This is a genomic window from Buttiauxella gaviniae ATCC 51604 (assembly GCF_001654835.1).
GTDB classification, from domain to species: domain Bacteria; phylum Pseudomonadota; class Gammaproteobacteria; order Enterobacterales; family Enterobacteriaceae; genus Buttiauxella; species Buttiauxella gaviniae.
The window spans coordinates 65887-79546 of sequence record NZ_LXEP01000025.1 but is presented as its reverse complement, the minus strand read 5'-3'; the positions used below and the strand labels follow the sequence as shown (position 1 = coordinate 79546).

At 51.0% G+C, this 13660-nt stretch carries 10 protein-coding genes; 9 read left to right on the top strand and 1 reads right to left on the bottom strand.

Going from position 1 to position 13660, the window contains the following annotated elements:
* Positions 1-14 precede the first annotated feature (14 nt).
* From M977_RS12505 to M977_RS12490, 4 genes are all read left to right on the top strand, one after another.
* Complete coding sequence (locus tag M977_RS12505; protein ID WP_064515438.1) at positions 15-947, top strand: ABC transporter substrate-binding protein; 933 nt, start codon at positions 15-17, stop codon at positions 945-947.
* 188 nt (positions 948-1135) lie between these two features.
* Positions 1136-1861, top strand: a complete 726-nt coding sequence (locus tag M977_RS12500) for a D-lyxose/D-mannose isomerase (RefSeq protein WP_064515436.1) — start codon at positions 1136-1138, stop codon at positions 1859-1861.
* 101 nt (positions 1862-1962) lie between these two features.
* Positions 1963-2823, top strand: a complete 861-nt coding sequence (locus M977_RS12495; protein ID WP_064515434.1) for a ketose 1,6-bisphosphate aldolase — start codon at positions 1963-1965, stop codon at positions 2821-2823.
* Between the two features lie 9 nt (positions 2824-2832).
* Positions 2833-3840, top strand: coding sequence for a carbohydrate kinase family protein (locus M977_RS12490; RefSeq protein ID WP_064515432.1), 1008 nt, complete (start codon positions 2833-2835; stop codon positions 3838-3840).
* Between the two features lie 764 nt (positions 3841-4604).
* On the opposite strand, the gene M977_RS12485 is transcribed toward M977_RS12490, so the two are convergent.
* Positions 4605-5339 carry a response regulator transcription factor gene (locus tag M977_RS12485; RefSeq protein WP_064515430.1) on the bottom strand — a complete coding sequence of 245 codons (735 nt, stop codon included), beginning with the start codon at positions 5337-5339 and terminating at the stop codon, positions 4605-4607.
* 350 nt (positions 5340-5689) lie between these two features.
* On the opposite strand from M977_RS12485, the gene fdhF reads away from it, so the two are divergent.
* From fdhF to M977_RS12455, 5 genes are all read left to right on the top strand, one after another.
* Positions 5690-7837: a formate dehydrogenase subunit alpha gene (fdhF, locus tag M977_RS12475; RefSeq protein ID WP_083962939.1), complete on the top strand. Its 2148-nt coding sequence runs from the start codon at positions 5690-5692 to the stop codon at positions 7835-7837.
* 230 nt (positions 7838-8067) lie between these two features.
* On the top strand, positions 8068-10026 hold the full coding sequence (gene acs, locus M977_RS12470) for an acetate--CoA ligase (protein ID WP_064515426.1): 1959 nt from the start codon (positions 8068-8070) through the stop codon (positions 10024-10026).
* A gap of 208 nt (positions 10027-10234) precedes the next feature.
* Positions 10235-10549 (top strand): DUF485 domain-containing protein, encoded by a 315-nt coding sequence (locus M977_RS12465; protein ID WP_064515424.1) that lies wholly within the window; start codon positions 10235-10237, stop codon positions 10547-10549.
* On the top strand, positions 10546-12204 hold the full coding sequence (gene actP / locus M977_RS12460; RefSeq protein ID WP_064515422.1) for a cation/acetate symporter ActP: 1659 nt from the start codon (positions 10546-10548) through the stop codon (positions 12202-12204). Before M977_RS12465 ends, actP begins: the two co-directional genes overlap by 4 nt.
* 134 nt (positions 12205-12338) lie before the next feature.
* Positions 12339-13634 (top strand): Gfo/Idh/MocA family protein, encoded by a 1296-nt coding sequence (locus M977_RS12455; protein WP_064515420.1) that lies wholly within the window; start codon positions 12339-12341, stop codon positions 13632-13634.
* Positions 13635-13660: the final 26 nt, after the last annotated feature.

The window sequence follows — 13660 nt, the reverse complement described above, 5'->3', positions numbered from 1 at the left end:
GTGAGGAAAACACCATGCGTTTAAAGCTACTCGCTGCTGCACTCATGATTGCCGCTGTGCCTTTTGTTCAGGCAAAAGAACTGAAATCCATCGGGGTGACGGTGGGTGACCTAGCCAACCCCTTCTTCGTGCAGATAACCAAAGGTGCGGAACTTGAAGCCCGTAAACTTGCCGGTGATAACGTGAAAGTGACGCTGGTTTCCAGCGGTTACGATCTTGGCCAGCAAGTATCGCAAATCGATAACTTTATTGCCGCCAAAGTGGACATGATCATTCTGAACGCGGCGGATTCTAAAGGGATCGGCCCGGCTGTGAAACGTGCGAAAGATGCCGGGATCGTGGTGGTGGCGGTTGACGTGGCAGCAGAAGGTGCCGATGCGACGATCACCTCGAACAACACCCAGGCGGGTGAGATGGCCTGTAAATACATTTCGGATCGCCTGAAAAACAAAGGCAACGTGGTGATCATTAACGGACCTCCTGTTTCTGCGGTGCAGAACCGTGTGGAAGGCTGCGAAACTGAGTTTAAAAAGCACCCGGATATCAAGGTGCTGTCTTCTAACCAGAACGCCAAAGGCAGCCGTGAGGGTGGCCTTGAGGTGATGACATCCTTACTTGCCGCAAACCCGAAGATCGACGGCGTGTTTGCGATCAACGATCCAACAGCGATCGGTGCCGATCTGGCAGCGAAACAAGCCCAACGTAACGAGTTCTTTATCGTCGGTGTGGATGGAAGCCCGGATGCGGAAGAAGCGCTTAAACGCGGCGGAAAAACACTGTTTGTGGCAACACCTGCGCAAGACCCGCAAGTAATGGCGGCAAAAGCGGTCGAGATTGGCTACGACATTCTGCAAGGCAAACCGGCGCCTAAAGAGCCAGTGCTGATTCCAGTGACCATGATCGATAAAAACAATATCGGCACGTATAAGGGCTGGACGGTGAAATAACCGATTTTCCAAACTCGTAGGTGAATAATCCTTCGGGTTATGGAATGCATATTTACCCTAAATAATTCGAGTTGCAGGTAGGCGGCAAGCGAGCTTATCCCCAGGAGCTTACATAAGTAAGTGACTGGGGTAAGTGAACGTAGCCAACACCCCTGCAACTTGAAGTATGACGGGTAAAAGGAGGGAAAATGAAACGTTCTGAAGTAAATAACATTCTGTCTCAAACGCGTCATTTCTTTATGCAGCACGATATCCACTTGCCGCCGTTTGCCTCTTTTGACCAGGCAAAATGGCAGCAAATCGATAAACAAATCTGGCAGGAAGTGCTTGATTTAAAACTCGGGTGGGATGTTACCGCATTCGGTGGCAATGATTTTCTCACTCAGGGGCTAACACTCTTCACGCTGCGTAACGGCTCCCCCGACGGCACACTGTATGCCAAAACTTATGCCGAAAAAATCATGCATGTCCGCGAAGGGCAGCTCACGCCGATGCATTTTCACTGGCGCAAACGCGAAGACATTATCAATCGTGGCGGCGGTAATTTGATTGTCGAGTTGTGGAATTCTGACCAGTTCGAACAGACTGAAGAGAGCGATGTCACGGTGACCATTGATGGCTGTCGCCAGACTCATGCGGCGGGCAGCCAGCTGCGTTTATCTCCAGGCGAGAGCATTTGTCTGGTACCGGGCATTTACCACAGTTTTTGGGGCGAGCCAGGTTATGGAGACGTGCTAGTTGGGGAAGTGTCGATGGTCAACGATGACGACCGCGACAACCGTTTCCTCAAACCGCTTGAGCGCTTCAACTCCATTATTGAAGACGAACCTGCGCGGCAATTGCTGTGCAACGAGTATCACCAATTTCTTTTTACCCAAAATAGTTCGAGTTGCAGGAAGGCGGCAAGTGAGTGAATCCCCTGGAGATTACTTGAGTAAGTGACTGGGGTGAATGAACGCAGCAAACGCACAAGCAGCTTGAAGTATGAGGGGTAACAACACCAGGGGAAACTATTATGGCTTTGATATCACTCGCACACGGACTGGCTCATGCACGCGCCAATGGTTACGCATTAGGGGCATTTAACGTTCTCGACAGCCACTTTCTGCGCGCCATTTTTGCCGCTGCAAGGCAGGAAAACTCACCGTTTATCATCAATATTGCCGAAGTCCATTTTAAGTATGTCTCGCTGGATTCTCTGGTTGAAGCCGTCAAATTCGAAGCGGCTCGCCACGATATTCCGGTGGTGCTCAATCTTGACCACGGCCTGCACTTTGAAGCGGTAGTTCGCGCTTTACGCCTCGGTTTTAGCTCAGTCATGTTCGATGGTTCTACACTTGAATATGAAGAGAACATTCTCCAGACCCGCGAAGTGGTGAAGATGTGCCATGCGGTGGGTGTCTCGGTTGAAGCTGAGTTGGGAGCAGTGGGCGGTGATGAAGGCGGCGCATTGTATGGCGAAGCCGACAGCAACAAGTTTACCGACCCGGCAGTGGCACGCGATTTTGTCGACAGAACAGGTATAGACACGCTGGCCGTCGCCATCGGTAACGCGCACGGGAAATACAAAGGCGAACCAAAACTCGATTTCGACCGCCTGGCCGCGATTCGTAGCCAAACGGGCATACCGCTGGTTCTACATGGCGGTTCCGGCATTAGTGACGAAGATTTCAGAAAAGCGATCACGCTTGGTATCCACAAAATCAATTTCTATACCGGCATGTCGCAGGCCGCGTTGGGTGCAGTCGAACAACGCATGAATCAACGCCATGCCATTTATGACGAATTCGCCGAGTTATTGCTGGGTATTGAAGAGGCGATTACGGATGTCGTCGCACAACAGATGCAGATTTTTGGCAGTTCGGGTAAGGCGTAAGGAAAAATTATGACAGAACGCAGCGGAATAATCGCCGCAGGGAACATGTTGGTCGACCATGTGCATCAAATTGTGCAGTGGCCACAGCGCGGTTGGCTTGCGGAAATCGTTCACAGTGAACGCTCGACTGGTGGTGCGCCGCTTAACGTTCTGCTCACCCTGGCAAAAATGCACGTCGGGCTGCCGCTTCAGGCAGTAGGCCTGGTGGGTGACGACCACGACGGTGATTACATTATGGCTATGCTGGATCAGTATCATGTCAATCGCCAGCACGTGCACCGTACCACTTTCGCGCCAACATCAATGTCTCAGGTGATGACTGACCCTAGCGGGCAGCGCACGTTTTTCCACTCACCGGGTGCTAATCGCTTACTCGACTTACCCGCCTTTGACCGCCTTGAATCGTCATTCAAAATCTTCCATCTCGGTTACTTATTGCTGCTCGATAGCCTCGATATGGAAGATGCAGAATACGGTACGCGCAGCGCACGGCTACTGGCGCAGATGGCGCAACAGGGCTATGAAACCTCACTTGATTTAGTCTCTCGCCAGGGCGACCCACGCTATCGTCCTATGGTACTCCCTGCCCTGCGTTGGCTGGATTACCTGGTTATCAATGAACTGGAAGCCGGTGAGTTTAGTGGGCTGGAAATCCGCCGTTCCAATGGCGATCCACATATCGAAAATATCGCCCAGGCAGCGGCTTTGCTGCTGGATTCTGGCGTTAGGCAACGAGTGGTAATCCACTGCCCGGAAGGTGCCTGGGGCGTTGAACCAAGCATGGAAGGCGTGTGGGTGCCGTCATTCAGATTAACTCAAACTGAAATTATCGGCAGCGTCGGTGCGGGTGATGCTTTCTGTGCCGGAATATTATATGGCTGCCATGAAAAATGGTCGTTGGTCGATAGCCTGAAATTAGCTCACGCCTGTGCGCGCGCAAATTTATTATGTGCAAATGCAATTGATGGCGCTAAGCCATTGGTGGAATTACAGAGTTTTATTAGTGAGGCGCGGTAGGTTTGTTGTAATGAGTATATTTTTGCGAATAACCGTCCAGATAAATGTAATTCCCACGAGACACTTAACTCATTGATTTTATATAGAATAAATAAAAAATGAGTAAACTATCCAGCGGGTGCTTTAAGGCGTTCTGGTCAATGTCAGGGGCTCAGGAGCCGTAAACGATAAAAGCCCTGACTGTAGTAGTCAGGGCTTTTAAGGTACTGCTAACTTAGGATTTAACATTAAGATACTTCGTGGATTTTACTGCTATTTGGTACTACTTTAAATGCACAAGTTCTTACAGATAATATCGGGCTTCGATCATTCCCCCCTACGTTATCGGTTTAAAACAAGATCAAGGAAAATTTATTTGACCTCGTACATTCCCCATTTCGCGATATATACTTTTGATGCGTGGCTTTACGTCTTTCGCGATATTTAAACTATCTGCAGTTTAATTCCTCGCGAACCCATAACACATGAAAAACAAAGCCTTACATCATCGCGATTTTTACTTACACTTCATGTTTCATTGACGTATTTAATACTCTTAAACCTAACGGCAATATATCTATCACACCGCCGTTAAACTCTAATTTACGTCTTTTTCCTGCTATGTCAACACTGTTTTTTATTACATGTTTATGTAGTCAGTACTTCTGAAACAAGGCGTTGAGAATGAGGGTGTTATCGGGCAGCAGGGGCCCCGGAACGGGCTGAATGGTGCCGAGCGTGAGGGAGCATAGCCAAAAAAGAGGCAACTTGAAGTATGACGAGTATTAAGCCGCATTATTCTCCGCCTGAATAACATCCGCCGAAAATACATATCCCACACCTCGAATAGTCCGGATTAATGCCGGTTGATGCGGGTTCAGCTCTATTTTTTTACGGAGCCGCATAATCAGCACATCAATCGTCCTGTCGAAGACTTCGAGGCTTTCACTGTGGGTCAGTTCTAACAACCTTTCACGCGACAACACTTTGCGCGAGTTCTGCATCAACGCCAGTAGCAGGCCGTATTCCCCTTGCGTGAGATCGACCTGCTCCGATAGTGCGTTAAAGAGCTGGCAGCGCCCTGTATCCAGCCGCCAACCGTTGAAATGCAGGCCGCTGGTTTTTGTCGTCACCGTTTCGACTGCCAGCGCGCCGGTACGACGCAGCACCGCTTTGACACGCGCCACCACCACGCGAGGATTAAAAGGCTTCGCGATGTAATCATCGGCACCCATTTCTAGCCCCACGACAACATCCGATTCACTGCCAAGGCCCGTCAACATAACCACTGGCAAGTCTGGGCGTTGACGCTGAATGTGTTGCAGCACCAGCAGCCCATTAATATCCGGCAAAATCATATCCAGCAGTACCAGCGCAATACCTGGATGTTGAGCAATCGCTGTCAGCGCATCATTCCCGGTGTGGCACACCTTAACTTCAAAGACGTGTTCATTAAGCACATCGCGCAGCACGTCACAAATCGCTGGATCATCATCCACCAGCAAAATTGCAGGCTTCATGGTTTATCTCCGGGGAAGATGCAGGTGTGAATATAAGTGTGAATGATTGTTGATGGACTGCCGCATAAATCCCAACGGCCCATGCTGAAAATTCAACCAGTGTCACAATCCCTGCCTCTCTCGACACGTCACTTTTGACGATGACCTGTTTTTCGTCAGCATTTTGTTGCTTTTATCACCGTAAGATGGCGGTTATTCCCACTCTTTCTATGTGGCATAGATAATGCATTAAAGCGGGGAGATATGATCAGCTGTGTGAGTGTCACACACCTTTAAGTACCCTAAATAGTTCAGGTAGCAGGAAGGCTGCAACTTGAAGTATGACGGGTGCATTGACTGGAGCAACACTGATGAAAAAAGTCGTCACGGTTTGCCCCTATTGTGCCTCGGGTTGCAAAATCAACCTCGTGGTCGATAACGGCAAAGTCGTCAAGGCGGAAGCGGCTCAAGGTAAAACTAACCAGGGCGATCTTTGCCTGAAGGGTTACTACGGTTGGGATTTTATTAACGATACTAAAATCCTCACCCCGCGCCTTAAATCACCGATGATTCGTCGCCAGAAAGGCGGCAAACTCGAAAACGTTTCCTGGGATGAAGCACTGAACTACGTCAGTACTCGTCTGAGTGAAATCAAAGCGAAACACGGCTCCGATGCCATCATGACCACCGGTTCTTCCCGTGGCACAGGCAACGAAACCAACTATGTAATGCAGAAATTTGCGCGCGCCGTTATTGGTACCAATAACGTCGATTGCTGCGCACGCGTTTGACACGGCCCATCGGTTGCAGGTCTGCACCAATCGGTCGGTAACGGCGCAATGAGTAACTCAATCGTTGAGATTGAAGATACCGATTTAGTGTTTGTGTTCGGGTATAACCCGGCAGATTCACACCCTATCGTTGCTAACCGCGTGATTCGCGCGAAGCAAAAAGGGGCACAAATCATTGTTGTCGATCCGCGTAAAATTGAAACCGCGCGCATCGCTGACATGCATTTGCAGTTAAAAAATGGTTCTAACATCGCCCTGCTTAACGCACTTGGGCATGTGATTATCGAAGAAAACCTGTATGACCAGTCATTCGTGGCTTCCCGTACTGAAGGTTTCGACGAGTATCGAAAAATTGTTGCTGGCTACACGCCTGAATCTGTTGAAGAAATTACTGGTGTTACTGCGGCGGAAATTCGCGCTGCAGCACGTATGTACGCGAAGGCAAAAACTGCCACGATCCTGTGGGGCATGGGTGTAACCCAGTTCTATCAAGGCGTGGAAACTGTTCGCTCGCTGACAAGCCTTGCGCTGATGACAGGCAACCTGGGTAAACCGAACGTGGGTGTTAACCCGGTTCGTGGCCAGAACAACGTTCAGGGTGCCTGCGATATGGGCGCATTGCCGGATACTTATCCTGGCTACCAGTACGTGAAAGACGAAGTCAGCCGCGAGAAATTCGCGAAAGCGTGGGGCGTACCCTCACTGCCTGCTCACACCGGCTATCGCATTAGCGAACTGCCACACCGTGTGGCACATGGCGAAGTGTATGCCGCGTACATCATGGGCGAAGATCCACTTCAAACCGATGCGGAGCTTTCAGCCGTACGTAAAGCGTTTGAAGAACTTGAGCTGGTGATTGTACAAGACATCTTCATGACCAAAACCGCGGCTGCGGCCGATGTGATTTTGCCGTCCACCTCATGGGGTGAACATGAAGGCGTTTATACCGCCGCTGACCGTGGCTTCCAGCGCTTCTTTAAAGCAGTGGAACCGAAGTGGGACCTGAAAACGGACTGGCAGATTATCAGTGAAATCGCCACTCGTATGGGTTACCCAATGAGCTACAACAGCACCCAAGAAATTTGGGATGAGTTGCGCGGCCTGTGCCCAGATTTCTACGGTGCTACCTACGAGAAAATGGGTGAATTGGGTTATATCCAGTGGCCTTGCCGCGATGTAGCGGAAAGTGACCAGGGAACCTCGTTCCTGTACGACGGCAAGTTCGACCGTGAAAACGGTTTGGGCGAGTTCTTTACTTGTGACTGGGCGCCGCCAATTGACCGCATCACCGAAGAGTACCCGATGGTACTTTCCACGGTGCGTGAAGTGGGCCACTACTCTTGCCGTTCTATGACCGGCAACTGTGCAGCACTGGCAGCCCTTGCGGATGAACCGGGTTATGCGCAAATCCACATCGATGATGCCGCTCGTTTGGGTATCGAAGATGAAGCGTTAATCTGGGTGAATTCACGTAAAGGTCGAGTCATCACACGTGCGAATGTAAGCGAGCGTCCTAATAAAGGTGCCGTTTATATGACTTACCAGTGGTGGATTGGTGCCTGTAACGAGCTGGTGACTGAAAACCTCAGCCCGATTACTAAAACGCCGGAGTATAAATACTGCGCCGTGCGTGTAGAGCCTATCGCCGATCAGAAAGCTGCCGAGCAGTATGTGATTGACGAGTACAACAAGCTAAAAGCCAGTTTGCGCGAAAGCGCGGCAGGTTAAACCAGAAAGAGCTGCCTCCCGGCGGCTCTTTTTTTATCCCTCTTCATCTCATTGTTATCACAATAAATAACCCGTTCTCTCCCCATTTCCTTGCAGGATTGATTGATTAAATTTTCAACCATTTAATTAATGCGTGATCTGTCGCCCAAATAATAAACAAAGCTTCCCAAGCACTCTGCGATTAACGTTTATGTGACATATTATTAACATCCTAAAAGGAGAAAAAAAGCATGAGCCAAATACATAAACACGCCATTCCCGCCAATATCGCGGACAATTGCCTGATAACCCCGGAGCAGTACCAATCCATGTACCAACACTCGGTACATGACCCCGACGCATTTTGGGGCGAACAAGGTAAGATCCTTGATTGGATCAAGCCTTACCAGAAGGTGAAAAACACCTCTTTCGCACCCGGAAACGTTTCAATCAAATGGTATGAAGACGGCACCCTGAACCTGGCCGCCAACTGCCTCGATCGCCACCTGAAAGATCGTGGCGATCAGACTGCGATCATCTGGGAAGGCGATGACGCCACCCAGAGTAAAACTATTACCTACCGTGAACTGCATCGTGAAGTGTGCCGTTTTGCCAATACCCTGGTAGAACTGGGCATCAAGAAAGGCGATGTGGTAGCGATTTATATGCCGATGGTGCCGGAAGCGGCCGTTGCGATGCTGGCCTGCGCACGCATTGGCGCAGTGCATTCGGTGATTTTTGGTGGTTTCTCACCAGAAGCCGTCGCCGGGCGCATTATCGACTCCAGCTCCAAACTGGTCATTACTGCCGATGAAGGCGTTCGTGCCGGGCGCTCCATTCCGCTGAAGAAAAACGTCGATGAGGCGCTGAAAAACCCAGGCGTTAAAACCGTTGAACACGTGGTTGTGCTCAAACGCACCGGCGGTAAAGTCGAATGGCATGAAGGCCGCGACCTGTGGTGGAACGAACTGGTTGAGAAAGCCAGCGCACACCACCAGCCGGTGGAAGTGAATGCCGAAGATCCGCTATTTATCCTCTACACCTCAGGTTCAACCGGTAAGCCAAAAGGCGTGCTGCACACCACCGGTGGTTACCTGGTTTATGCCGCAACCACCTTTAAATATGTCTTTGATTACCACCAGGGCGACGTTTACTGGTGTACCGCCGATGTGGGTTGGGTCACCGGTCACAGCTACCTGCTTTACGGCCCGCTGGCATGTGGTGCTATCACGCTGATGTTTGAAGGCGTGCCAAACTGGCCAGCACCAAATCGCATGGCTCAGGTAGTTGATAAGCATAAAGTAAATATTCTCTACACCGCACCAACCGCTATTCGCGCATTAATGGCCGAAGGCGATAAAGCGATTGAAAACACTGACCGTTCTTCGTTGCGCATTTTGGGTTCCGTGGGCGAGCCTATCAATCCGGAAGCGTGGGAATGGTACTGGAAGAAAATCGGTAACGAGAAATGCCCGGTAGTGGATACCTGGTGGCAGACCGAAACCGGCGGCTTCATGATCACCCCACTGCCAGGCGCGACCGAGCTGAAAGCCGGTTCCGCCACGCGCCCGTTCTTTGGCGTGCAACCAGCACTGGTGGATAACGAAGGTAACCCGCAACAAGGCGAAACCGAAGGCAACCTGGTGATTACCGACTCATGGCCAGGCCAGGCGCGCACGCTGTTTGGCGACCACGAGCGCTTCGAGCAAACCTATTTCTCGACCTTCAAAAATATGTACTTCAGCGGTGACGGCGCACGTCGTGACGAAGACGGTTACTACTGGATAACCGGACGTGTGGATGACGTGCTGAACGTTTCCGGCCACCGCCTGGGTACAGCTGAAATCGAATCAGCGCTGGTGTCGCATCCAAAAGTCGCCGAAGCCGCAGTCGTCGGCATTCCGCACAATATTAAAGGCCAGGCGATTTACGCGTATGTAACCCTTAATCACGGCGAAGAGCCAACGCCTGAGCTGTATACCGAAGTGCGTAACTGGGTGCGTAAAGAGATTGGCCCGCTTGCTACCCCGGATATTTTGCACTGGACAGATTCACTACCGAAAACCCGTTCTGGCAAGATTATGCGCCGCATTTTGCGCAAAATTGCCGCCGGCGATACCAGCAACTTTGGTGATACTTCAACGCTTGCCGATCCGGGTGTTGTTGAGAAGTTACTGGAAGAAAAACAATCTATTACCATGCCTTCGTAACATCTCTGCCCCTCTCCTTCAAAGAGAGGGGAAAACACAATAAAAAAACCTCAACCTAACCCAAATTCCCAAAGGATTTTGTGTTGCAGGAAGGCGGCAAACGAGCAAATCCCCAGGAGCTTACACAAGTAAGTGACTGGGGTGCGCGAGTGTAGCCAACACCCCTGCGGCGCAAAAGACGAAGGGAATTTCTCTGGAGAGATCTGTGATGAGTGATCAACTTTATCAACGGATAGAAGACAGTGCGCATTTCAGGGAGTTAGTCGCTAAACGGCAACGGTTTGCCACCATTTTGTCCATCATCATGCTGGTGATTTATATCAGCTTTATCCTACTCATTGCCTTCGCGCCTGGCTGGCTGGGCACACCTTTGCACGCAGGCACCACCGTCACCCGCGGCATTCCGATTGGTGTCGGCGTAATTCTGATTTCATTCTTCCTCACGGGCGTTTATGTCTGGCGAGCGAACGGTGAATTTGACCGTCTGAATAACGCTGTGCTGCGCGAGGTGAAGGTATCATGAAACGTCTTCTCGGCCTTGCTGCCGCACCGCTGTTAAGCCTGCCTGCCTCCGCGTTTGCTGCGGATGCGATTACGGGGGCGGTACAACGCCAGCCCACGAACTGGCAGGCAATTATCATGTTCGTGATTTTCGTCGCCTTTACGTTGGGTATTACCTATTGGGCGTCAAAACGCACCCGCACGCGTAGCGATTATTACACCGCGGGCGGCAATATTACGGGCTTCCAGAATGGCCTGGCGATTGCGGGTGACTATATGTCTGCCGCTTCGTTCCTCGGTATTTCGGCGCTGGTATTTACCTCCGGCTACGACGGCCTGATTTACTCGCTGGGCTTTTTGGTCGGCTGGCCAATTATCCTGTTCCTGATTGCTGAACGCCTGCGTAACCTCGGTAAATATACCTTTGCTGACGTGGCATCCTATCGCCTGAAGCAGGGGCCGATTCGCATCCTGTCGGCCTGTGGTTCTTTGGTTGTGGTAGCTCTTTACCTGATTGCCCAGATGGTGGGCGCGGGCAAACTCATTCAATTGTTGTTTGGCCTGAACTACCACGTTGCGGTAGTTCTGGTTGGCGTGCTGATGGTGATGTACGTATTGTTCGGCGGCATGCTGGCGACGACATGGGTGCAAATTATCAAAGCCGTATTGCTGCTGTTCGGCGCAAGTTTCATGGCCTTTATGGTGATGAAACACGTCGGCTTTAGCTTCAACAACCTGTTCGCTGAAGCGATTGCGGTACACCCGAAAGGTGTGGCAATTATGAGCCCAGGCGGGCTTGTGAAAGACCCGATATCAGCGCTTTCGCTGGGGTTAGGTTTGATGTTTGGTACCGCAGGTTTGCCACACATTTTAATGCGCTTCTTCACCGTAAGCGATGCCCGCGAAGCGCGTAAAAGCGTGCTGTATGCCACCGGGTTCATGGGTTATTTCTACATCCTGACCTTTATCATCGGCTTTGGTGCAATCATGTTGGTGGGTGCAAACCCAGCCTTTAAAGATGCCGCTGGCGCACTGATTGGCGGTAACAACATGGCAGCGGTTCACCTGGCTGATGCTGTGGGTGGTAGCTTGTTCTTAGGCTTTATCTCGGCAGTTGCCTTCGCCACCATTCTCGCGGTGGTTGCAGGTTTAACACTGGCAGGAGCATCTGCGGTTTCCCATGACCTCTACGCCAACGTCTTCCGTAAAGGGGCGTCTGAACGTGATGAGCTGAGAGTTTCGAAAATCACCGTTCTGATATTAGGCGTGGTGGCCATCGGGCTGGGGATTTTGTTCGAGAACCAAAACATCGCCTTCATGGTCGGGCTTGCGTTCTCCATTGCGGCGAGCTGTAACTTCCCGATTATTCTACTGTCGATGTACTGGTCGAAACTGACCACACGCGGCGCGATGATTGGTGGCTGGCTCGGCTTGCTGACGGCGGTTATCCTGATGATCCTCGGCCCAACCGTTTGGGTTCAGGTTCTCGGCCACGCCACAGCAATCTTCCCGTACGAATACCCAGCGCTGTTCTCGATTCTGGTCGCGTTTGTTGGTATTTGGGTGTTCTCAGCCACTGATAACAGCCCGGAAGGTAATCTCGAACGTGAGAAATTCCGTGCTCAGTTCATCCGTTCCCAGACCGGGATTGGCATCGAACAAGGCCGTGCGCACTAATTAGTTTCAACTCTCCCCGGCTCGTTCGAGTCGGGGATCACATTTTCCCCCTTCTGGCATTTTATTCCCTACCCAGAGCGCTACAGTAGCTCATAAATGAAACATTGTTTTATTTCATAAAGGGTGAGGATGGAATGAAAAGATATGCATTAGTAGGAACGGGCGGACGCGCTGGTTTATATATCGAAGCCATCAGCGGTAAATGGAAAGAGAATTCGCAACTGGTGGCATTTTGCGACACCAACCAGACGCGCATGAATTACGCCAATAAACTGTTGAGTAACTCAGGTGCAGCGCAGGTATCAACCTGGAAAGCGGCGGATTTTGAAACCATGATCCGCGAGACGCGCCCGGATATTATTATCGTCACCACGATGGACCGCACGCATGACGATTACATAGTGCGTGCACTACATGCCGGTTGCGATGTGATAACCGAAAAACCGATGACTATCGATGAGCAACGCGCTTTGCGCATTCTCGATGCCATCGAAGAAACGGGCCATCAAGTACGCGTTGCCTTCAATTACCGTTACGCGCCGCATCACAGCAAAATCCGCGAATTGCTGATGAATGAAACCATTGGCGAGGTGTTTTCAGTCCACTTCGAATGGCTGCTGAACACCGAGCACGGCGCGGATTATTTCCGCCGCTGGCACCGCGAAAAACGCAATAGCGGCGGTCTGTTGGTGCACAAATCCACCCACCATTTTGACCTGATGAACTTCTGGCTGGGCAGTTATCCGGAACGTGTTTATGCGGAAGGTGGGCTGCGTTTTTACGGTAAAGAGAATGCGCAGATGCGAGGCATCTCGCAGTTTTACCCACGCGCACACGGTTTCGACGCCGCAAAAAATGATCCGTTCGCGTTGCATATGGAAGAGAACGAGCAGCTCAAAGCGCTGTATCTGGACGCCGAACACGAAGATAGCTATTACCGCGACCAGAGTGTTTTCAGCGATGGCATCAACATTGAAGATACGTTATCGGTGCTGGTGAAATACCAAAACCAGGTGCAGATGACCTATTCCCTTAACGCTTATTTGCCGTGGGAAGGGCTGAATGTAGTGTTCAACGGCAGCCGCGGGCGGCTTGAGATGAAACTGGTGGAAATGTCTTATGTGAATGCCGGTGGCGACCGTGAAAACGAAGGCAGCCTGGAAAGCTGCAATATTACGGTGTTCCCGATGTTCGCCGCTCCTTACAAAGCTGATTTCAGTATTGGCGCGGGCGGCCACGGTGGTGGTGATAATGCAATGTTGGCCGATTTGTTTGGTGAGCCGAGTAACGACCCATTAAAGCGCGCGGCTGATCACCGCGCTGGAGCTATGTCCATTTTGACCGGTATCGCCGGGAATATTTCAATGCAGCAACAGCGCCCGGTTTGGTTTAAAGAGTTTGAGTTGGTTTCACGGCTGAAAAGTAAGTAAGCACTTACCGGGTGGTGAATCCCTCC